Genomic DNA, 23,825 nt, shown 5'->3' on the forward strand with positions numbered 1-23,825 from the left:
ATACTAAAATCAAAATAAAATTGTAAAAATTTTCTATAAATAAAAAAAGGAGGGGATAACCCCTCCTGAAATTTAGATTATTTTATTTTTTCTTTGCTAAATATGTTTTCTTGAATAAATCAAAGAATACTGTTAATGCTCCTAATATAATCATTGAATCAGGAACAACTCTTATCCATGACCAGGTTATAATCTGTTCAATAGTCTCTCTTGACCTTGCTGCGTAGTAGCCCAATTCTTTTGCAACTGCAGTTTGATGCAAGCCTATAACAAGTGTCGGGATTGCAAAGAGAATTATACCAATTGTTACAAGCCAGAAGCCAATTTTACTTAACTTATCGTCCCATTCAGTGCCGTCAACCGCAGCCTTTGACCTTGCAACAATGTAAAGGAACGCAATTGAGATATAACCGAATGCACCTAATAATGCGACATGGCCATGGGGCATTATTAGATATGTTCCGTGTGAATAGTAATTAACGATAGGAAGGTTTGCAACCATACCAAGAAAACCTGCACCAAGCCAGTTTAAGAAGGCTGAGCCTGTAAGCCAGAGGAAAGGAATTGTAAATGGGAAATCTCCCTTTTCTTTTGTATGTCTATATTCTTTCCATGCTTCCACCATTAAGAGAACAAGAGGAACAGGCTCTAATGCAGAGAAAATACTTCCAAGTGCAACCCAGTATTCTGAAAGTCCCTGCCACCAGTAATGGTGAGCAACGCCTAATGTCCCTGACATCATTACTAAAACAAGCTCTAAAAGCATAATTCTTTCTGCTGATTTTCTTGAAACAAGCCCTAAAATAACGGCAAGGTAAGCGAGAACACCAGCGGCAAAAAGCTCAAATGTTAATTCAACCCAGAGGTGAACAACCCACCATCTGTAATAATCGTCAACGGTAAAGTTGGGGAAGATTTTATGAACAGGCGCCATACCTGCCATGTAAAGTGTTGCAATACCAAAGGCAGACCAGATTATAGTGCCAACCATTACATTGTTTTCTTTTGCTTTTCTGATTGTGGAGAACACCATTAAGAACCAGAGTACAAGTCCTACAACAAGTCCTATATCCCAGACTCTTCCAAGGTTTAAAAACTCTCTTCCTTCGTTTCCAAGCCAGAACCAGACATCTCTCATGTGCCCTGTTGCACCCATATAAATACCAATTAACCCGCCAGCACCGACAATAATTAAGGCAAGCCATAAAAGGTCGACGAGCCATGGGAATTTTAAATCTTCTTTTCCTACAAGCGGTGCGATAAACATACCGCCAACAAGCCATCCGATTGCAACCCATACAATTGCTATGTTAATGTGTAATGCTCTCATTACATTGAATGGGAGAATGCTCTGGCTTAAAACAAAGTTTTTAGCAGGTTCAGTATAAATATGTGCAATATAACCGCCTATGAAAACCTGTATTACAAAAAATAGGGCAACAAGCGGGATATATTTAAATAATTTTCTCTGGGAAGGATAAAGTGAAGAAAGTTTAAGCGGTTCTTCAAGGTCATTATCTTCTTTGTTTAATAGGTGTTCATAAACAAGGTAGAGAATAATTATTGTCAATGTCCACAATGCTAACAACTGGAATAAAGACCAGACAATTGATGACCATGTTACATCCTGGTCAATAAGCGGCTCATGTGGCCAGTTGTTAGTGTATGTGATTTTTTTGCCAGGTCTGTAACAAGTTTCTGCTAATTGCCCCCAGTCAAAGAATGCAGCAATCTTTTTTGCCTCTTCAGGCTTTATAACTCCACCTGGAAAGGCCAGTTCTTTGTTCCCGTTTACCAGGAAATTTACAATATACTCAACATTCTTTTTATATGCTTCTGCAGATGCGTGGGTATAAACAACAGTTTTGTCGCTTAACTTTGTTCCCCTTATGTCTTTTATTACGGCAGCCTTAACCGAACCTTTGTTAATAGGCTCCTGCAATTCATCGTATTTTTCCCCGTATAGCGCTTTTGAATAATAATCATAAAGAAATTTAACCCTTCTATGCATAAATTCTGAAGGGAAGTCAGGTCCTAAATATGCACCCATACCAAGCATGGTGCCATAGTCCATTAAATCAAATTCCTGAAAGTAGGCCTTTCCCTGAACAACATCATCATAAGTGTATAAAACCTCATTTGATTCAGAAACAACTTTCTCTGGAATAGGTGGAACCTCTTTTACCATACTTGCGGTAAATCCGATTAATGCAACAACCATTACAATTGCAATAAACCAGAAAGCTGTGAAAAGATACTTTTTTTCAAGCATCTTATCAATAAAACCTCTCATAAAACCTCCTAATTATTATTGAAGCCCCTAATTAGGGCTAATTGTTGATTTTATTTTAAAGTAATAATTAATATAATATTTGACAAATGTCAAGAAAATAAATAAATTTTACAAAAAAGTAAAAATATTTTACCTTTAAGGTAAAGGTTATATTTTGTAGAAAATAAATTTTGTTATAATTTAACTGAATAAGGAGATAGATATGGAATTAGGTGTTGTTGTTGGGAAATTATGGAGTACAGTCAAGAATAAGCCTTTAGAGGGAAAGAGAATACTTGCAATAAGAAGGATAGACAAAAACTATAAGCCTTATGGAGAGCCTTTTTATGCCCTTGATTGTGTTGGAGTGGGAGAGGGGGAGTATGTGGTTTTTGTTCAGGGATACGAGGCTTCCCATTGTTTTCTTCCACAAATTGTTCCAACAGATTCAACAGTTATAGCAAAGGTTGATGAGATAGCAAAATGAAGATAGGAATTGTTTCAAGGCAGATAATTTCAACTGAAAAAAACAAAAGGCTTGAAGGCTATCCCCTTTATGTTCTTGACATTGTTGATTTAAACGGTGAAAAAACAGGGGAAGAGGTGGTTGCTTTTGACACAGTGGGGGTGGGAATAGGGGAGAAGGTTATTGTAACAATTGAGGGTGATGCCGCAGTACAGTTAATAAAATACCATGATGCCCCTGTTGATGCTGTTATTGTGGCAAAGATAGACCATATTGATGAGATAGATTAGGGGGATTAATGTCATTTTCTTTTTTAGGTGTTGGGCTTGTTGTTTCCATAGTTATTTTGATTATAATCCTAATTCTTTTAATTGTTATCCTTGTTAAATCAGGGAAAAATGCCAATTCAGAAAAACTTGCAAGGCTTGAGGAGCAAATATCAATCTATTCAAGTCTTTTAAACGATATAAAAACTGGTTTGTCAGCGCTCAACCTTGAGTTTGAAAATAAGTTGTTGAAGAATGTAACCGGAGGCCTTGCAGATACCAGGGAGCAAATTGTCAATGTTTTGTCAGGTTTAAAAGAAGAGGTAACAAAGACAAAGTTAGATTTAAAATCAACAAGTTCAGAATCCCTATCCGAGACTAAAAACAGGTTATCAGAGCTTGAAAGCAAAGTAAATGCAACTATTGCTCAGGTAAACCGTTCTCTTACAAATACAACACAGGATTTAATGGATAAGATTACAACAACAATGAGGGATATAAATAAAACATTTGGGGAGCAAACAACAGGTTTATCAACAAAGATAGGCTCAATGACTGAAAAATTGGAAAATCTTGAAAAAATATCCTCTGATATCAAACAATTACAGGATATTCTTAAACCGCCGAAGCAAAGGGGGGTATTTGGGGAAATATTACTTGAAAACCTTTTGAAAGATACTCTCCCAGCCGACAGGTTTGATATTCAATTCTCAATAGGAAATGATAAGGTTGACGCGGTAATTTTTCTTGAAGGTAAAATACTTCCAATAGATGCAAAATTTCCCCTTGACAGGTTTGAGGATTACAGAAAGGGAGAAGCAAGGCAATTTGTTTCAGGCATTAAAAAAATGATTGACAGTATTTCTCAAAAATACATAAAGGTTTTAACTTCTGAGGGGAATACAACAAATTTTGCATTTATGTATATCCCTTCGGAAAGTGTATGGTATTCAATGTTTGTGGAAAACACAGCGTTGTACAGGTATGCAGTCTCAAAAAGGGTTTTTCCTGTTTCACCTAATACGCTGTATTCTTACTTTCACATAATTACAGAGGGATTAAACGCCTTTGAACTTGAGGAAAAGGTTGAAGAGGTTTTAAACAGGATTGTTTCCTTTCAGAACGATTTAAATAACTCTGTAAAGAGTTTTGAAACCTTAAAAACCCACCTTACAAATGCCTCAAAGAAAACCGATGAGGCAATTGAATTACTCAATAAAATTTCCCGTTCAATAGAGAATTTCAGAAATTTGTAATTCTTCACAGTTTTTGTGGAATACCCTGTGGAAAACCTTGTTTAAAATTCGTAAAGTATGGGCAGCATTTAATTGCAATCAGGTTGCACAAAAATATGTGCAGATATAAAGCGTTTATTTTCAGTAAGTTAGCTGTAACTTAAATAAAAATTTGAACTTTTAACAATTTTTCTATTATGAAAGGATTTCCACAAAATAATTTATTTACGAAACAATTAATGTCTCACAACTAATGTAATAAAATTATGATAAAATTTCCTTGAACATTGTATAAGGAGAGGCTTTATGAAACAGAACTTGGTGGCAATTCTTGGAACAGGAACAATTGCCCAGGGAATTGCGATGACTGTTGCGCGTAATGCCCTTGATGTCATTATTTATGATGAAAGCGAAGATGATTTAAAGGAGGCTTTAAAAGGGATTGAGTTTTCCATTGACAGGGAGATTGAAAAATGGGGAATGACTGAAAGTGAAAAGAGAGCGGTTTTAAGCAGAATAGAGACAACGACAGTAAAGGCAGACCTTGCAAACGCTGCCATTTTTTTTGAGTCAAAGGGTAAGAGTGAAGAAGAAAAGAAAGAACTTATTTCAAACCTTGATTTTATAAGTGATTCAGAAGCTTTGTTGATTATGACAACAACAACAATAAGTGTAACTGAGGTTTCAAAAATTTTAAGAGACCCTTCAAGGCTTATAGGGCTTCACTTTATCCATCCTGTATATAAAGTGCCTATTGTTGAGGTTGTAAAAGGATTGAAAACCTCTGCTGAAACAGTTAAAAGAACAAAGCAGTTTCTCTCTGATTTAGGCAGAGAGTACATTGAGGTTTTTGAGTATCCTGGATATGTAACCACAAGGGTGATTTTACCGTTATTGAATGAGGCTATGCATGTTTTAATGGAAGGCCTTGCAACTGCTGAAGATATTGATAAAGCAATAAGGTTAGGCTACGACATGTCTATGGGGCCACTTGCCCTTGCAGATTATATTGGGCTTGATTATGTACTTGAATGGCTTGAATCACTCTTTAAAGAGTTGGGAGAGGCAAAGTTCAGGCCATGCCCACTGTTGCGTAAATTAGTCAGGGAAGAGAAGTTAGGTTTAAAAACAGGTGAGGGTTTTTTCAAATATGATAAAGAAGGAAAGAGGGTGTCAAAATGAAAATTCTGACATTAAATTGTGGATCTTCTTCTGTTAAATACCAATTAATTGACACTTCAACCGGGGAGAAATTGGCCAAGGGTTCTGTTGAAAGGATTGGAATGGCTCAATCCATTCTTTCAATTTCAACATCTCAGGGAAAAAGCAAAAAGATAACAAAAGAGATTTTAGACCATACAATGGCAATTGACGGAATTCTTCATTTGATGGTTGACAAGGAGTTAAAGGTTATTTCTTCATACGATGCAATAGACGCAGTGGGACACAGGGTTGTACACGGTGGGGAAGAATTTAAAGCATCATGTCTTATAACAAATGAAGTTAAAGAAAAAATTAAGGAAAATTTTAAGCTTGCTCCGTTGCATAATCCTCCAAATTTAAGGGGTATTGAGGCTGCTCAAAGGGTTTTGTCTGATAAACCACATGTTGCAGTTTTTGATACAGCCTTTCACTCAACAATGCCTGAGCACTCTTATATTTATCCAATTCCTTACATTTTTTATAAAAAATACAAGATTAGAAGGTATGGTTTCCATGGCTCTTCCCATAGGTATGTTTTTTCAAGGTTAAAGAATTTTTATGATAGAGATTTGAAAGAGTTGAAGGTAATTACCGCTCATATAGGCAACGGTGCAAGTATGTGTGCCATTAAAGATGGGGTTTCTGTTGATACTTCAATGGGATTTACTCCCCTTGAAGGGCTTGTTATGGGTACGAGAAGCGGTGATATTGACCCTGCTTTAATACTTTACATAATGGAATTGCAGGAATTAAGCAAGCAGGAAGCTGATTCCCTTTTGAACAAGCACAGCGGTTTGATAGGCATATCTGGAATTTCAAGCGATGTAAGGGATTTAGAAGAGGAGATTCAGAATAACAGTTACAGGGCAAAGCTTGCCCTTGATATTTACTGCTACAGAATTAAGAAATACATAGGTGCCTATGCTGCAGCCTTAGGTGGGGTAGATGCTTTGGTTTTTACAGCAGGTGTTGGAGAGAATAGCTCTTATGTAAGGCAAAAGGTATGTGAAGGCCTTGAATTTATGGGAATTGAATTAGATCATGAGAAGAATAATGAAAAGAGCAAAAAAGAGAGAAAGATTTCAACAGATAAATCAAAAGTTGATATATTTGTTATCCCAACTGATGAAGAGTATATTATTGCAATAGATACAGAAAAGATTGTTAAGGAGAAAAAAGAATGAAGAAATTTTGCGTAAGTTTTTTATTTTTACTAATTAGTATTTTTGTTTTTTCAAATGATATGTATTTGATTGATCAGGGGGGAAAGGGAATTGCAAAAAGCGGAATGGTAGTAGCATCAACAAATTCCGGTATTGCTCTCTACTACAACCCAGCAGGGCTTGCAAATGTTAATACAAGGGATTTAGAACTTAACGCATCATTGATTTTGCCTAACCTATCTTACTCATCTCAGGATGGAACAAAGTATGATGCAGCCAAAAAAGGCAATATTCCTGTTAGTATCTTTTATACTCACCCCTTAAATGAGAAAATTACTCTTGCTCTGGGAATAACAACCCCTGTTTTTAAGAATGACCAGTGGGAAAACTCTTTCCCTGGAAGGTTTTTTACAAGCCAGTATGAAATAAGGACAAATGAGTTGTCTTTAGGGCTGGGATATAAATTAACCGAAAAGATAAATGTTGGTTTTTCAGTAGATTACAGCTCTACATATTTAAAATTTTCCAACTTTTTCAAATCCCCCTATTACGATTATCTTACTGGTACAGATGAATTGATAGGTTATTTTGAGGTTAAAGGTGGAATTGACGATACTCAAACAGATACCGGTTTTACTGTAGGGATTCAGTACAATTTTCTTCCCAAATGGACATTGGGTTTTAGTTACAAGACAGAAAAGGATTTTGATTTCAAAAATGTTCCAGTTAGTTTTGAGCAAATAACTGAAGTTGGTTTTTCAAATGCTGAAGAATCATTCAACAGGCTTTTTGGAAATCTAAATGAAACCTTAACAACGAAATTTCAAATTCCATCTCAGTTTGCTATAGGGGTTGCTTACAGGCCTACAAACAGGTGGTTGATTGAGGTGGATTATTTAAGTTTAAGCACTTCTGACAACGATGTTATAAATTTTGATTATTCTATCAACAACGATTCAATTATTGATAGGGGATATTCTAAAAAATGGGATGATATGAGTCTCTATGGTTTTTCTCTTGAATACACGGCTACAAAGAAGATAAAAATAATGGGTGCTATGAGATACGGTTCAGATGTTATCCCTCTTGATGACTGGCATCCTGCTGTTGCAAATGGGGAAATGTTCTGGATATCTTTGGGAATTTCATATCTTGACCAAGGTAACGGTTTTGAATTTGCAATGTTTTTCAAAAACTACAAAGACTATGTTGTGTCGGGGCAGGAGTACACATTTAGCCCTATTGGAGAAGGTTACCTTGAGCTTCTGCAGGATGCAACAGGTAAATATGATAGAAACTTTGTAGGCTTTACATACTCTTACCACATCAGGTTTTAATTTTCTATGCTTGTAAGCTTAAATCAAGCTTATAAACAATTCGGGGGAAAGGTTATTTTTTCAGACCTTTCCCTGAATATTAATTATGGCGACAAAATAGGCCTTGTTGGAATTAACGGAAGCGGAAAATCCACTCTTGTTAAAGCAATTGCCGGGATTTTAGACCTTGACGGTGGAGAGATAATAAGAAAAAAAGGGTTAAGAATTGGATATGTTGAACAATTGCAGTCAATAGATAGAAGTGTAAGTGTCTTTGATTTTGTTTATCAGGGAAATGAGAAGGTTATTGAACTTGAAAAAAAGATAAAAGAGGCTGAAGAAGGAAAGGTAGCAGATACAAAAGTTTTGACAGGGATTTTTGAAGAATACGAGAAAATAGACGGATACAGGTATAAAGCTAAAGTTGAAGAGGTATTGCAGGGGATAGGCATATACCACTTAAAAGATAGGTTTGTTAATGAAATTAGTGGTGGGGAATTGAGAAGGGTATTTCTTGCAAGAGTGCTTGTATCAGACTCTGATTTATTTTTATTTGACGAACCTACAAATCACCTCGATCTTTTTGCTGTTAAATGGTTTGAAAGCTTTTTGAGAAATTGTAAAAATGCATTTGTCCTTGTTTCACATGACCAGTATCTTCTTGACAATGCTGTGTCTAAAATTATTGAAATAAACGCCGGGAAGGTGTTTGTTTTTAATGGAAATTATAAGTTTTATCAGAAGAAAAGAAGAGAGCTTGCAGAAAATGCAGAGAAGGAATACAGGAGAAAAGTGGAAGAGATAGAAAGGGAGATGGAATTTGTAAGAAGAAATATTGCAGGGCAAAAGACAAAACAGGCAAAATCAAGGCTAAAAAAGATAGAAAAAATTGAAATTGGAGAGAGAAATTTATTTAAAGACATTAAGATAAATCTTAACTTTAAAGAAAGCAAAAAAAAATCAAAGTATATTTTAGAGTGTAAAGATTTAATTGTTGGTTATAATCGCCCATTGATTAAAGGTATAAATTTACTTGTTCAAAGGGGAGAAAAGTACGGGATTGTTGGAAGAAACGGAAGCGGGAAGTCAACTTTTTTAAAAACAATTGCAGGTAAAATTTCGCCGTTAGAGGGAGAAGTTAAAGTTTTTCCAGGCATAAAAGTGGCTTACTTTGACCAGAATGTTGAATTTGAAGATGAAAACAAAACAGTTTTGCAAACTTTGTGGGATGCGGATCCTTTTTTAAATAGAGACGAGGTTTTAAACTACCTTGCTTACTTTTATTTTAGAGAAGAAATGGTTGAAAGCAGGGTAAAATTTTTGTCAGGTGGGGAAAGAAGCAGGTTAAAATTGGCTTGTTTAATGAGAGGTGAGTATGATTTACTTATTCTTGACGAACCAACAAATCACCTTGATATACTTTTAACAGATGCTATTACCTTTGCTGTGAAGAATTTTAAAGGTAGTGTTTTGGCTGTATCTCACCATAGACATTTTTTAGACAGTATTGCAGATAGAGTGATAGAATTAAGAGATGGTAATTTCAGGTTGTTTTTAGGCAATCTTTCTTATTATTTTGATAAAGTGAAAGAAGAAGAGGAAAAACAAACGCAGATTGAGGCTGAAAAAAAGAAGAATGAGAAAAAAGAAGTATCAAAAAAGAAAAATGGAATTTCAAAAAATGAGTTGTTAAGAGCAAAGTGGAGGCTTGAAGAGGTGGAAAAAGAGATTGAAACTCTTGAGAAAGATAAAGAGGAAATTGAAAATTTGCTGAATCAGGAAAATGTGTTAAACGATTATTTGAAAGTTAAAGAATTATCTGAGAAACTTAATAGACTTGACAAAAAACTTGAAGAATTATTATCCGAATGGCAGAGATTAGGTGAAATATGTATGTAGTAAAATCTCTTAAACTTCACGGCTTTAAAACCTTTCCAAGAGAAACTGTAATTGATTTTTCAAGAGGCATTACGGCAATTACCGGGCCAAACGGCAGTGGTAAGAGTAATATTGCAGAAGCCTTGATCTGGGTTATGGGCGAGCAGGCTCCCAGTGCTTTTAGAAGTGGGCAGATGGAAGATGTTATTTTTGCAGGGACAGACAAACTCCCTCCAATGGGCATGGCTGAAGTTGTTTTAAAGTTTGAAAAACTAAACCCTCAAAAAGGGGAAGACAGATATGTTGAAATTTTGAGAAGGTTTTATAGAGAAGGGGAAGGAGAATACAGGCTAAACGGGAAGAGGGTAAGACGAAAAGATATACAGGATTTTCTCTACGATATAGGCCTTGGTTCTAAATCCTTTGCAATGATAGAGCAGGGCAGGATAACCCAGATGATAGAGGCAAAGCCTGAAGAGAGAAGGGTATTTATTGAAGAGGTCGCCGGTATTCTTAAATACAAATTAAAAAAGAAAGAGGCAGAATCCAAAATTAGATTAACGAGGGAAAACCTTGACAGGGTTGAAGACATAATTGCAGAGGTAAGGAAAAATCTCAACAGTTTAAGGCAGCAGGCAGCAAGGGCAAGGCAGTTTAAAAAATTGCAGGAAGAGCTGATTTCTATTGAAAAAAAAGTAACTGCCCACAAAATAGCCCTGATTGAGCAGGATTTGAAAAAACTTAACAGCGAAATTGATTCAATTCAGGACAATATAGTTTCTTTATCCACCGAGGTAGCTTCAATAAGGGCTGAATTGGAGACTAAAAAAAGTGAAATTCTTGAAAGAGAAAACGATATTGCTCTTTTAAACAAGGATTTTTTTGAGAAGAAACTCAAGTCTGAGAGGCTTGAAACAGAGATAAAAAACAAAACTGAACAATTGGAAAATTTAAGAAAAAGGCTTGAGAATTACGAAACAGAGTTAAAACTTTTTGAAAAAGAGTTAACCGATTTAGATGAAAAGGAGAATAAGGAAAAGCAAAACCTTGACCTTGCAAAAGAGGATTTTGAATCTCTAAGTATAAAAACAGAATCCCTTTCCGCTCAGGTTGCCTCTTTTAAAGAGGAATTAAAAAGTAAAGAAGAAGAATATTTTTCCATAGACAGAGAATTAAAGGATTTTGAAACTGAAAGTTATAAAATCTCTTCTGATTTAAATTATTCTAAAAAAGAAAAAGAATCAGTGTTGTCTGAATTTGAAAACAAAAAACAAGAGATAAAAGAAATAGAAGAAAAAATAAATGAATTTAAAGAGAAAATAGAAAATGTGAAAGTAAATATTGAAGAGTTGACAACAAAAATAGGTGAATTAAGGGAGTTAAAACAGGAGCTTGCCTTCAGGCTGGAAGAATTAAATCAGGCATTAACAAATAAGGAAAATGAGAAAAACTCGCTTTTAGTTGAAATAAAAACCCTTGAAAATAGATATTCTCAGATAAAGGGTTTTCTTGAAAATAGAGAAGGGTTTTCAGAAAATGTTAAAAAATTGATTAAAGAAAAGTCAGAGTTGATTTCAGGGGTAATAGGGGATTTTATTGAAGCAAAAGACATAAAGGTTAATTTTTTTGATAATTTTATTTCCCGATTTTATCAGATAATTGTTCCTAAAAATAAAGAAAGTTTTGAAAAACTTGTAGAATACTGTGATGAAAAAGGTCTTAAGGGAATAGGAATTCTTAATCCTGATGCAATCCCTTCTAAAGGAGAAAATATAGAAAATTCTTTAACTGATTTTCTTATTTTCAAAGAAAATCTCCCTGAAAAATTTAAATCTTTTTTGAAAAATTTCTTGATAGAAAACAGTAACAAAACTATTGAAAAGAATGCAGTTTTTATAAATGGAGATTATTATTTTGCAGATAGTGGAATTTATTACATAGGGACAAAGGATGAGAATGGTTTTCTCTCTTTAAAGGCAAGGCTTAAGGAAATTGAATTGAAATTAATTGATTTAAAAGGCAATGAAAAAGCAATAAATGAGGAGATTGACAACCTGAAATTTGAGAGAGATGAAATTTTAAATGAAATTAATCGGGTTAATATAAACCTTGAAGAATTGCAGGAAGAACTAAACTCGTTTAATACAGAATTTAATAAAAACAATCAGCTATTTGAATTGAAGCAACAGGAAAAGTCAAGGTTAGAGGGTGAAATAGAAAGACTAAAGCTAACAGACGCTGAACTTGAAACAAAGATAAAGGATTTATCTTCCAGGTTAAGCGAATTGAATGAAAAAATTGAAAAATCTTACGAGAAAAAAGAAAAAAAATCTCTTGAACTAAATGAAATCAAAGAACAACTTGAATATATGCAGGAGGAGTTAAGTGAGATTCAACTGATTGCTGAAAAGAGAAATTCAGTTATTAAAAGCATAGAGAAAGAGCTTGAGTTTATAAAACAGAGGAGAAAAGAAATTGAATTCAGAATGGAAAAGTCCTATCAGGATAAGGAAAATGACAAAAATACAATAGCAACCCTTGAGAAAGAGATTGAAAACCTTAAAACAGAAGCCAATACTATGGTAGATGCATACCGTAAAATTTCAGCAGTATTAACTGAAAAAAAAGAAATCCTTGAAAAAAAGAAAAGTGAATTATCTATTCTTGAAAAAAAGGTTTTTGATTTAAGAAGAAAAGAGGAAGAGTTAACAAAAGCTAAACAGGAAAAGGAAATAAAGAAAGCAGAGTTTAAAGTAAAGTTCAACAATTTAAAGGATTATCAAATTTCTCGTTTTGGTGAGTTTAAATCAGAAAAAACAGAAAATTTTGAAGAACTAAACATTCAGTTTGAAAAACTTTCAAGAAGAATAGAAAACTTCGGTGCAATAAACCTTCTTGCGATTGAAGAGTGTGATGAACAGGAAAAAAGGTATAACTTTTTGATGGAACAGAAAAAAGACCTGGAAAAGTCTATTAAAAACCTTACCAGAGATATTAGAGAGATTGATCAGACAACAAAAACACTTTTTTCAAATGCTTTTGATTTTATTAACAAAAAGTTTGACGAGATTTTCAAAGAATTGTTCGGAGGGGGGAAAGCTTATTTAAAACTTTCGGACGAAGAAAATGTTCTGGATTCAGGAGTTGAGATTTATGCTAAGGTTCCCGGGGAAACGATTAAAAGAATTAGCCTATTGTCAGGGGGAGAGAAGGCTAAGACTGCTCTTGCCTTTGTTTTTGCTCTTTTTGAATACAGGGTTGCCCCTTTGTGTGTTCTTGATGAGGTTGACGCACCATTGGATGAGGCTAATGTTTTGAGATTTGGGAAGTTTTTAAAAAGATATAAAGATAGGGTACAGTTTATTGTGATAACTCACAACAAAACCACTATGGAATTATGTGATTATCTATATGGAGTAACATTGGAGGAACCAGGATGTTCAAAGGTTTTATCGGTAAGACTGGAAGATTATTCTTAATTTTGACAATATGTTTCAACCTAACAGTTTTTTCTTCTCCTATTTCAAGTGAAACATCATACAGTACAAAGGGGAAAAACGAGAAGAGTTTAAACCTGGCAATTGGTTATGTTTCTCTTTCAGGGAACGCTAAAAGTACAACTGGTAGTTTTAAAGTAGATTTTTCATATGTTTTTAAAAAGTTTTATTTTGAAACAAAGGCATACTACATCTTTACAGATGTTACAAATGTGTCCACAGGCCAAACAAATAGAACCGATGAGAAATATTATTTTACTTTCAAATCCAACTATAAAAAAGGAAAGAAAAGTGGTATTTTTGCCAATATTTCCTGGCTTAAAAACAAGCCAGCAGGAATAAATAAGAATCTATCAATAGCGAGTGGTTATTCAAGGATAATTTCAGATAGTAAAAAAAGGAAAGGGAAATTTGGATTGGGCTTTGAAGGTTTTAAAGAGGAAAAAATTATTCAGGATTCAATTAAAACCAATTCCAGTCTTGCTGCGTACTTTGAATTTAGTTTTCAATATGCTTTTAACAATGCAAATAAATTAAAATTTGAAAATGAGACAAGGGTTAATATCTCAGATACAGAGGATTACAGGCTTTTTAACAATATTTCTTACTCATCGTCATTAAATAAAAATATGGCAATAGAATTTAACTATTTGCACCAATTTAAGAATCTTCCTGTTCCAGGTAAAAAGAAAACTGATACCACAACAACGGTAAACATAGTTTTCAGATTTTAGGATTTTAATTTTGTGAGCATTTTAGTTTTTTGTTAAAATGACATTTATAAAAGGGTGCGATTAGGTATAGTTTAAAATATATTTTTCTAATTCAGGAGGTATTATATGAATATTGGAATTCCTGTAGAAATGAGCGGTGATAACAGGCTTGCGTTAACTCCAGAAAGTGTGGCTATATTAAAAGAAACAGGTAATAATATTTTTGTTGAATCAAAAGCAGGTGAAAAAATTCATTTTTTTGATGAAAAATTTGAAAAGGCTGGTGCAAAAATTGTTTTTTCTCATGAAGAAGTTTTTGGAAGGGCAAATCTTCTTGTTAAAGCAGAAAAACTTGCAGAAGAAGAGGCAGACCTAATACAGGAAGAACAAATAATCATGGCTTTCCACCACCTTGCGGTATGTTCTCCTTCAATGATTCAAAAACTGATAGAAAAAAAGGTAACAATAATAGGGTATGAATTAATTGAAGACGAAGAAGGAAATTTGCCTGTTCTTTATCCTACAAGTGAAATTGCAGGTCAGATGAGCATTCAGATAGCGGCTGAATACTTGAAAATTATAAGGGGAGGAAGAGGGATTGTATTAGGGGGAATTCCAGGTGTTCCTCCAGCTGTTATAGTGATTATTGGAGCTGGTACTGTTGGCAGAAACGCCTGTATGGCTGCATTAGGTGCAGGCGCCCAGGTGATTGTTCTGGATAAAGATATTGAGAAATTAAGAGAGATAGAGAGGCTATTCCAAAAAAGGGCGATTACTTCAATCGCAAATAAAAAATCAATAGAAAGAGCTATTTCCCTTGCAGATGTTGTAATAGGAGCAGTTTTAATAAAAGGAGAGAAATCTCCCCATGTTATTACAAAGCAGATGTTAAAAAAGATGAAAAAAGGTTCTCTTATAATAGATCTCTCAATTGACCAGGGTGGCTGCGTTGAAACTTCAAGACCTACTACTCCTCAATCTCCAGTTTATAAGGTGCATGGTATTACCCACTATTGTATTCCCAATATCCCTTCATGTGTAGGGTGGACTGGTACTTTAGCGCTGGACAATGTTTTGTACCCTTATGTTGAGCTTTTAAGTGAATTGGGTCTGGAAAAGGCCTTGCAGAAAAGTTATGCTTTAAGGAAAGGGGTTTATATTTATAGAGGAATACCTATCCATCCAGTTTTAAAGAATGTTTTCGGGTACGCAGTTAAAAACATAGAATCATTGCTCTAAAAAACAAGGAGAAAAAATGACCTGGGTTAAATTATATAACTCCAGGCTTTGCACCCCTGACGATGCTGTTAAAGTTGTAAAGTCTGGAGACCATGTTTATGTTCATCCCGGCGCGTGCACTCCAGAGACTCTTTTAAAAGCACTTACTAAAAGGGCGGATGAGTTGTCAAATGTTGAAATTGCCCACATTCTAACATTTGGGTTTGCTGATTATGCTTATGAAAAATACAAAAAGTCTTTTATCCACAGGGCATTTTTTGTAGGGGCAAATACAAGAAAAGCGGTAAATTCTGGCAATGCCAAATATGTTCCAATTTTTTTAAGTGAAATTCCAAAACTTTTTAAATTAGGGCTTTATCCTATAGATGTTGCTTTAATATCAGTTTCACCTCCAGATGAATTTGGATTTTGCAGTTTAGGGGCCGGGGTGGAAATAACAAAAGCAGCGTGTGATGTCGCAAAGTATATAATTGCAGAGGTTAATCCCAATCAGCCAAGAGCATTAGGGAACAGTTTTATCCATGTGAATAAGATAGATTGTTTCGTTGAGGTAAATACCCCTCTAATGGAGTTAAAAACAGAACCAATGAATTCTGTAACAGACAAAATAGGGCAGTTTTGTGCTGAATTAATTGAGGATGGCTCAACTCTTCAAATGGGGATAGGTTCCATTCCTGATGCTGTTTTACATTATTTAGACGATAAAAAGCATCTTGGAATTCATACAGAAATGTTTTCCGATGGCTTGTTAACCCTGGTTGAAAAAGGAATTATAACCAACGAGAGAAAGTCAATTCACAGAGGCAAATCAGTAGCCACTTTCGCTTTGGGGACTAAAAAACTTTATGATTTTATTAACAATAATCCCCTTTTCGAGTTTCATCCTACTGAATATGGAAATGACCCCTTTATTATTGCACAGAACAAAAAAAATGGTTGCAATAAACTCAGCAATTGAGGTTGATTTAACTGGCCAGGTTTGTGCTGATTCATTAGGTACAAAGATTTACAGTGGGTTTGGTGGCCAGGTTGATTTTATTAGAGGTGCTGCAAGAAGCGAAGGAGGCAAGCCTATAATTGCCCTTCCTTCTACTGCAAAAAACGGAGAAATTTCAAGGATTGTTCCAACTTTAAGACAGGGGGCAGGTGTTGTTACATCCAGAGCAGATGTACATTATGTCGTTACTGAATTTGGAGTTGCTTATCTTTTTGGTAAATCCCTTGAAGAAAGAGCCAAGGCTTTAATTTCTATAGCTCATCCTAAATTTAGAGATAAACTTGAAGAAGATGCAAAAAATCTGGGGTATCTTGTTTAGGGGAGAACTTGCCTTTCTCCCCTTTTTTTAGTATATTTAACCTGTATGAATAAGAATAAAAACCTGATCCAGAAATTTTTTAAATTTATTCTATCAAGTGAAACTATTATTTTTGTATTAAGCATTATTTTTTTGCTAAGTATTTATGACCTATTAAATAAATTTTGGTTCAGCATAGCAGTTTTTCTGGTTTATTCAGGCTATTTTTTGGTAACCGTATATTTAAAAAACAAAAAGGTAAAATCCGCTTTAAATCTTATAGAAAAAAAGTTATCTAAATTCAGTGAGGGAGATTTTAATGTTTTGGTTCATTCTTCAAAAGAAGAAGATGAAATATTAACAAAAGTTAATGAAGATTTAATTAGAATTACAAACAGGTTTGAAAGCATTGTGGCTAATTTAAGGGGGATTACCTCAAATATTAAGGAAAATTCTTACAGAATTGATGACCAATTGGTTGTTTATATTTATGACGCCAAAAATCATATTGAGAGTATAGAGCAAACAGGAAGGCTACTGGAAGAGGTTAAAGATTTATTGGTTAAAATAAATCAGGATACTAAAAATCTTTCAAAACATACCGACAAAACTGTAAAATTTCTTGAAAGTTTTTCAAATCAAAACGAAGACATAAGAATAACAGTAGATTCATTGTCCATGTATATACATGAAAACAAAGAGGCTATGGAACAAATTCAAAAAAATACAAGAAAGGTAACGGAGAATACCGAGAATTTGTCTTCCCTTTCACTTGAAACCTTTAGTGCAATAACCGAAATGGAATCAACCTTTAAAGAAATATCAAAGTATATAGATTACACCCAAAGTTTAACAAGAGAGATTATAAAAATTTCAAAATTAGGAATGAATCAATCTAAAGAAACACTTGTTAGTGTTGAAAAGGTAGGAGAGGTTTTAAATACATTTATTTTGAAAATTAATTTGCTAAAGGAACAATCCTCTAAAATAGAGAGAATTGTTGATGCAATTTCAAGAATAGGTGAAAGAACTAATTTGCTTGCCCTAAACGCTACAATATTTTCACAAAACAGCCAGGGGGATGGCCACGATTTTGAGATAATTACTGAAAAAATAATGGAATTGTCAGAATCTTCAACTATTGCCTTAAAAGAAATATCTCAAATCATTGTCCAGTTTGAGAATGTAATTTTGGAGCTTTCCCAGTTAGGGAAAGAAGGAAGTCAGGCAATGGAAAAAGCTCTAAAAAATATGTATCAAACCACTGAAAATTTTTCTGATATTTCAAATAGATTAAATGAAATAGGTCATCATTTTTACAATATTGCCACTGCTTCAAACGAACATTCTCTTGGAACTCAGCAGATTAGGGATGCCGCACATCAGATAAGTGATTTGTCAGAGGATATTGCAAACTTGATGTCTGCTGAAGATAAGATTGTTGCATATGTAGGAACAAAAACTACTTTTATGTCTGAAATAATTGATAATCTCACTAAATCATTAAATGCTCAGGCAAATAAAGTTCAGGAGTTACTTAAAGAATTTAAAGAGGTTGAAAATTCAACGAGGCGTATTCAGAGGCAAAGTGAGGAGCTTGAGCTTAATAACTCTGTGGCGAGTGGTTCAATAAACAAGATTAAAGAAGGCTTTAACAGGAATTTTAAAAATATTTTAACCATGTCCAATACTTCTCTCTCTTTAAAAAAATACGGAGAATACTTAGGAGAAACAATAGATTTTTTCAGACTACCTTATAGATTTCAGGGGGGAACCTTAAAGGTTTGTGGGATTACCATTCCATATAAAAAATTAGACCCGGCTTTTGCTGAAACCATAGGTGAAACCCAGATAATTGATTTGATTTTTTCAGGCCTTGTTAGGTACAACCATCTTACAAATATTGTGCCTGATTTGTGCACCCATTGGGAAATATCTGACGATGGTTTAAAATATACTTTTTATTTAAGAAAAGATGTGATGTTTCATAATGGTCAGGTTTTTACAGCTAATGATGTTTTAGCTACTTTTAAAAGATTACTGGATAAAAATGTTAACTCTCCAAAGGCTGGTCTTTATTTTTCAATAAAAGGAGCTAAGACTTTTTATGAAGGGCAAACTAATTATTTAGATGGGGTGAAGGTTATTGATGACTATACTGTTCAGTTTGTCCTTGAAAAACCTCTTGTTTTTTCCTTGATTTATTAACTTTAACCGGGGCTAAAATAATATCACAGGCAGATTACCATTCCAATAAAGAAACAGTCTCTCTTGTTGGCACAGGCCCCTTTAAGGTGGAGTTTTTTAATTCAGATACAAAGATTGTTTTAAAGAAAAATGAAATTTATTTTGTTCACAACAGACCTTTTCTTGATAGAGTAATTTTTGATTTAAGCCAGGAAGGAAATAAATATGCTATTGAAAGGTTTGAGAAAAACGAGATTGATTTTATTTTTGCAGGTGAAGAAACGTACCTTAAAAAGATAAATCAGAGAAAAAACTTAAATAAAATAACAGAGACAATCCCTCAAGTTTCTACTTATTTTCTTGCTTTTAACTGTCTAAAAAAACCATTTGATAATCCGAGGATAAGAAAAGCGTTTAACCTTGCAATTGATAGATTTAAAGTTGTTAATGCATTGCCAAAGGATTATGCAATTCCTGCTATCTCAATTGTACCTAATGGAATTTTTACTTATGTATCCAATGTAGGTTCATACAACTACGACCCTGAAAAGGCTGTTAGGATTTTAAAAGAAGAGGGCTTTGATTTTGATAATTTTATTTTTGAATTAACTTTTAGAAAACAGAGTGAAGATATTCCTAATGACATTCTTGCTATAAAAGAGTCTCTTGAAAAAATAAATATCAAAGTAAAATTAAAAGGCCTTGCAAAACACTGGGAATATATAGCTAAAAGAGAATTTGATGCTTTTAGGGTAGGCTGGGTAGCAGATTATCCTGATGCTGATAATTTTATTTTTAACATTTTTAATTCAAATGCCGGAGACCCTTTTTATTTGGGGTATAAGAATGGTATTGTTGACAAGCTAAGTGAAGAGGCAAAGTATGAGATAGAACCGAGGGCAAGGGTTAAACTTTATGCAAAAATTGAACAGATAATTATTGACGATTCTCCTGTTGTTCCACTTTATCACAGAAAAAACATAATTTTGCGCAACCAGAATTTGCAGGGAGTTAAACTTAAAGGGTTTTCTCCACAGGTTGATTTTTCTGAGATTTCTTTTAGAACTTTTAGTTGATAAAATAATAAAGCTTAAAGTAAATAATCCCGCCTATTTCGTGTAATATCAGTCTTAAATACCTTAAAAAAGAACATGAATAAATTTCCTGCTGTTTGTTGTGAAAAAAATAAACTTTAATGTTTGAAAGTTTTTCTTTATTTAGGTAATAGGTTAAGATAATTCGCACTCTTTTTTCATGATACTCAGAAGTAATTATCCCTATTTTCTTGAATTCTGGGTGATTTTTTAAAATTGAAATCAACTCCCTTATATTGTTTTCAGTGCCCCCTAAATTTTCATTGTATCTGTAATTGGAAAGCACTGTGTTACTTTTTTTATTTTGAAAGAAATTATTAGCAATTTTTTTACCTCTATTGTAATCAAGAAAAACAAAGGGAGTTTCAGGAAATTTTTTTAAAAGCATTTTTAGAAATTCTATTCTTTCTTTTGTTGATTTGCCAGGTTTTTTGTTAACAAAACCACCGCTAAAAACAAAATAAATATCAACTTTTTCTATGTTTCTTTTGTTTGTCTCAGAGAGTAATCCCACTATATATTTTCGCGGTATTAAGAGAAATGACAAAAAAAATATGGCTAATAAGATAAAAACTGAGAGAATTACCTTTTTCGCCATACTGAGATAACGCCTTTTAAACCTTTAATCCTGTTAATTAATGCTTCTAATTGCGATTTTGAGCCTATTGAAAAAACAAATCTAAACTGTGCTTGATCTTTAGATTTAATTGACATTCCACTTACCTTTTGAATAGGAATGTTAAGTACTTCGAACACATTTGTTAATTTTGCAAGCATTCCGGTCATGTCCTCAGTTAATATTTCAATTGTTACTGTGAAATTAATGTTCTTGTCTTCAATCCATTCCACTTCAACAAATTTTTCAGGGGTAAGGTTTAATAGTTTGGAAATATTTTTACAGTCTTTTCTATGAATTGTAATCCCTTTTGTTTTTGTTAAATATCCTACAATTTCATCCCCTAAAATAGGATTGCAACACTTTGCCCTTGTTACCAATATATTATCAATTCCTTTAACCCTTATCCTTCTCTCAAATCTAAGTTCTTCTGATAAATCTTTTGGTAAGGTAACTATTTTTTTAGGTTTCTTTTTAATAGAAGGTTCAATTGTTTCAAGAACCTTTATCAAAGGTATGTTTTTCTTGGCAATGTAAAAGTATAAGTCATCAATTGATTTTATTTTGTGTGATTTGAACCTTTGCGCTATTGCTTCAAGGTCAAGTTTTGCAAAAGGAATTTTAAACTTTCTCATTCCCTGCTCGAGTAGTATTTTCCCTTCCTCAATCTTCTCCTGTCTCTCGTGTTCCCTATACCAGGCTTTAATTTTATTTTTTGCTTTATTTGTTTTTACAAATTTTAACCAGTCAAGGCTTGGTTTTCCGTTTGTGTTGGTTAAAATTTCAACAATATTACCATCTTTTAATTCAGTATTTAAAGGAACCAAAATTCCATCAACCTTTGCCCCTGAGCATTGATTTCCTACTTCGGTATGAATAGCATATGCAAAATCAACAGGGGTTGCACCTTCTGGAAGGGATATCGGCTTGCCTTTTGGAGTTAAAACTGTTATATCATGGGTTAAATCACCTAAATTTTCTCTAAAATTCTCAAGAAATTCTTTATCGCTATTCTCTTGAATTTTCAATATAACCTTGCTAATAGCATTATATATTTCAGAGTGTTCAAATGCTGCAACTTTCCCCTGCTTGTATTGCCAGTGTGCCGCAATACCTTCTTCTGCTATTTTGTGCATAGATTCTGTTCTTATCTGTACTTCAAAGTATATACCCTGTTTGTGTATAAGGGTAGTGTGTAATGATTGATATCCGTTTTGTTTAGGTCTTGCTATAAAATCACGCCATCTGTTTGGCATATGAATCCAGTTTGCGTGGATTTCTCCCATTGCTTCATAGCATCTGCTAATATCTTCTTCCTTTATAATAATTCTGAAGGCAAGGAAATCATACACTTCATTTAATGAGATATTTTGTTTTCTTATCTTTCTAAAAATACTGTACAGGTGTTTAATTCTGTGTTGAATATAACATTTTATTCCTTTATCAGTCATAAGTTTTAGAAGTTTTTCATGGATTTCTTCCTGATATTGTTTATAATGCTTTTTTCTCTTTTCCACTTCCTCGGCTAATTTCTGGTATTCTTCCGGCCATAGGTATTTAAAACAGAGGTCTTCAAGTTCGTTTTTAATTCTTCCCATACCTATTGCGTGGGCCAAAGGAGCATAGATATCAAGAGTTTCCTTTGCAATTCTCTTTTGCTTATGCTCTGGCATTGCATCGAGAGTACGCATGTTGTCCAGTCTATCAGCTAATTTAATTATCAAAACTCTTGGATCCTGAGCGATTGAAATTAGCAATTTTCTAAAATTTGCACTTTCTTTTTCCTCTTTACTTACATTTTCAATAGCTGAAACTTTTGTTAAGCCATCAACCAACCTTGCAACTTCTTTTCCAAACTCTTCTTCTATTTCTTCAAGTGGCGTATCAGTGTCTTCAACAACATCGTGCAAAAATGCAGCGGCAATACTCTCAATATCCAGTCTATGACAGGCTACAATATAAGCTACAGAAGTAGGGTGTATTATATAAGGAAGTCCAGATTTTCTTTTAGCAAATTCATGTTTTTTTGAAGCGTATGCAAAGGCTTTTATTAGTAATTCAGGATCTCCATCAGGATGGTACTCTAAGAACTTGTCTATAATATCGTCTAACCTTACGATATTGTATTTATTTTCCATATATTAAATCCTGTAAAAAAAAAATAGGGATAGGATTTAGTCCTATCCCTAAAGAATATAAGTCTGTTACTTAACTTTGTAAACCTTTGTTTCAATAAAGTAGAAAATTGGACTCGCAATAAAGATAGAAGAGTAAGTACCTACAACAATACCTACCAGTAATGGGAAGGAAAAGCCCTTTAATGCAACTCCGCCAAAGATAAACAGGACGACCACAACAAATAATGTTGTTAGAGATGTTAAAAGTGTTCTTGAAAGTGTCTGGTTAATACTAATGTTGATAATATCAAACAGTTTTTTGTTTTTCATCAACTTAATATTTTCTCTAATTCTGTCAAAAACAACAATTGTGTCGTTTAAAGAGTAACCTACAATTGTAAGGAATGCAGCAACAACAGGTAGTGTAAATTCCTGTTTAAAGATTGAGAAAAATCCCAATGTAATAATAACATCGTGAACAAGAGCAAGGATAGCACCGATTGCGTAGTCAAATTTAAATCTAATTGAAACATAAATCAAGATTGCAATTAAAGCCATAACAATTGCAGTTACAGCCTTTTCAGTTTGTTCTACTGATATACTTGGGCTGAATGTGTCTACTTTTAAAATTATGTAATTTCCTGCATAAAAATTGTCTTTTATAAATTTTTTAACATCTTCGTTTTTTATGTTTTTAACAGCATCATCAACAGAATTGAAGAAATCGTTATGATTTGATCTCTCGTCTATTATTTCTTGAGCGAGTTTACTGTACTGGTCTTTGTCTTTTTCTACACCTACCATTGATAATTTATCTAATTTCAATACATTGGCCTTCCTTAAAATATCCGCGAGGTCTGTTTTATTTACCTTGTTTATATCGTATTTCCCTTCCTCAACCTTTTCATTCGCAGCTTTAACAAGAACATTAGATATCTTTTTCGCAACACTGCTTCCTACAGAGGTTTCGTCTCCCTCCTTGCCTTTAATTTTGATTATATATTCAGATAGGTTGCTATCAGTTTTTACCTGTACAATCTGTACATGTTTAAAGTTACTCTCAACAAACAGCTTTCTCAATTCATCAATGGTAATACTATTTTTGAATTTTACCTGAATTTCAGTACCGCCAACAAATTGAACGCCCTTTCTGATCCCCAGGGTTAAAACCGCAATAATTGAGCCAATTATAAATATCATTGAAATTGTAATTGCGATATACCTTACTCCCATAAAGTCTATGTCTTTTTTAAACATCTCATCACCCC

16 protein-coding genes and 1 pseudogene are annotated in these 23,825 nt (G+C 33.7%); 13 read left to right on the forward strand and 4 right to left on the reverse strand.

The window, feature by feature from the left end:
* Positions 1–82 precede the first annotated feature (82 nt).
* A complete protein-coding gene (locus tag TTHT_RS04155) occupies positions 83–2,293 on the reverse strand; it encodes a nitric-oxide reductase large subunit (RefSeq protein WP_201328777.1) in 2,211 nt (736 codons plus the stop codon).
* A gap of 202 nt (positions 2,294–2,495) precedes the next feature.
* On the opposite strand from TTHT_RS04155, the gene TTHT_RS04160 reads away from it, so the two are divergent.
* From TTHT_RS04160 to TTHT_RS10910, 13 genes and pseudogenes are all read left to right on the forward strand, one after another.
* Positions 2,496–2,759 (forward strand): EutN/CcmL family microcompartment protein, encoded by a 264-nt coding sequence (locus TTHT_RS04160; RefSeq protein ID WP_201328778.1) that lies wholly within the window; start codon positions 2,496–2,498, stop codon positions 2,757–2,759.
* Positions 2,756–3,028: a EutN/CcmL family microcompartment protein gene (locus tag TTHT_RS04165; RefSeq protein WP_201328779.1), complete on the forward strand. Its 273-nt coding sequence runs from the start codon at positions 2,756–2,758 to the stop codon at positions 3,026–3,028. Before TTHT_RS04160 ends, TTHT_RS04165 begins: the two co-directional genes overlap by 4 nt.
* Before the next feature lie 8 nt (positions 3,029–3,036).
* Positions 3,037–4,260 carry a DNA recombination protein RmuC gene (rmuC, locus tag TTHT_RS04170; protein ID WP_201328780.1) on the forward strand — a complete coding sequence of 408 codons (1,224 nt, stop codon included), beginning with the start codon at positions 3,037–3,039 and terminating at the stop codon, positions 4,258–4,260.
* A 285-nt stretch (positions 4,261–4,545) separates the two neighbouring features.
* Complete coding sequence (locus TTHT_RS04175) at positions 4,546–5,421, forward strand: 3-hydroxyacyl-CoA dehydrogenase family protein (protein WP_201328781.1); 876 nt, start codon at positions 4,546–4,548, stop codon at positions 5,419–5,421.
* Positions 5,418–6,626 (forward strand): acetate/propionate family kinase, encoded by a 1,209-nt coding sequence (locus tag TTHT_RS04180; RefSeq protein ID WP_201328782.1) that lies wholly within the window; start codon positions 5,418–5,420, stop codon positions 6,624–6,626. The genes TTHT_RS04175 and TTHT_RS04180 overlap by 4 nt, the downstream gene beginning before the upstream one ends.
* On the forward strand, positions 6,623–7,942 hold the full coding sequence (locus TTHT_RS04185; RefSeq protein ID WP_201328783.1) for an OmpP1/FadL family transporter: 1,320 nt from the start codon (positions 6,623–6,625) through the stop codon (positions 7,940–7,942). Before TTHT_RS04180 ends, TTHT_RS04185 begins: the two co-directional genes overlap by 4 nt.
* A 6-nt stretch (positions 7,943–7,948) precedes the next feature.
* Positions 7,949–9,820, forward strand: a complete 1,872-nt coding sequence (locus TTHT_RS04190) for an ABC-F family ATP-binding cassette domain-containing protein (RefSeq protein WP_201328784.1) — start codon at positions 7,949–7,951, stop codon at positions 9,818–9,820.
* Entirely contained in the window at positions 9,811–13,278 is a 3,468-nt protein-coding gene (gene smc / locus TTHT_RS04195; RefSeq protein WP_201328785.1) for a chromosome segregation protein SMC, read from the forward strand. Before TTHT_RS04190 ends, smc begins: the two co-directional genes overlap by 10 nt.
* The gene (locus TTHT_RS04200; RefSeq protein WP_201328786.1) at positions 13,236–14,030 is read left to right on the forward strand and encodes a DUF481 domain-containing protein; all 795 of its coding nucleotides are present in this window, start codon (positions 13,236–13,238) and stop codon (positions 14,028–14,030) included. Before smc ends, TTHT_RS04200 begins: the two co-directional genes overlap by 43 nt.
* A gap of 105 nt (positions 14,031–14,135) precedes the next feature.
* Positions 14,136–15,248 (forward strand): alanine dehydrogenase, encoded by a 1,113-nt coding sequence (locus TTHT_RS04205; RefSeq protein ID WP_201328787.1) that lies wholly within the window; start codon positions 14,136–14,138, stop codon positions 15,246–15,248.
* A gap of 16 nt (positions 15,249–15,264) precedes the next feature.
* Positions 15,265–16,564, forward strand: a pseudogene (locus TTHT_RS04210) (acetyl-CoA hydrolase/transferase family protein).
* 45 nt (positions 16,565–16,609) lie between these two features.
* Positions 16,610–18,751, forward strand: coding sequence for a methyl-accepting chemotaxis protein (locus TTHT_RS10905; RefSeq protein WP_201328790.1), 2,142 nt, complete (start codon positions 16,610–16,612; stop codon positions 18,749–18,751).
* Positions 18,752–18,771: 20 nt separating this feature from the next.
* Positions 18,772–19,806, forward strand: a complete 1,035-nt coding sequence (locus tag TTHT_RS10910; protein ID WP_269089407.1) for an ABC transporter substrate-binding protein — start codon at positions 18,772–18,774, stop codon at positions 19,804–19,806.
* Here TTHT_RS10910 and TTHT_RS04230 read toward each other — a convergent pair.
* From TTHT_RS04230 to secF, 3 genes are all read right to left on the reverse strand, one after another.
* The gene (locus TTHT_RS04230; RefSeq protein ID WP_201328791.1) at positions 19,799–20,422 is read right to left on the reverse strand and encodes a YdcF family protein; all 624 of its coding nucleotides are present in this window, start codon (positions 20,420–20,422) and stop codon (positions 19,799–19,801) included. The two genes, TTHT_RS10910 and TTHT_RS04230, sit on opposite strands and share 8 nt — an antisense overlap.
* Positions 20,407–22,578, reverse strand: coding sequence for a RelA/SpoT family protein (locus TTHT_RS04235; RefSeq protein ID WP_201328792.1), 2,172 nt, complete (start codon positions 22,576–22,578; stop codon positions 20,407–20,409). The genes TTHT_RS04230 and TTHT_RS04235 overlap by 16 nt, the downstream gene beginning before the upstream one ends.
* Before the next feature lie 66 nt (positions 22,579–22,644).
* Positions 22,645–23,814, reverse strand: coding sequence for a protein translocase subunit SecF (gene secF / locus TTHT_RS04240; protein ID WP_201328793.1), 1,170 nt, complete (start codon positions 23,812–23,814; stop codon positions 22,645–22,647).
* Between the last annotated feature and the right edge of the window lie 11 nt (positions 23,815–23,825).

The sequence above is a fragment of the Thermotomaculum hydrothermale genome (genome assembly GCF_016592575.1).
Classification (GTDB): Bacteria; Acidobacteriota; Holophagae; order Thermotomaculales; family Thermotomaculaceae; genus Thermotomaculum; species Thermotomaculum hydrothermale.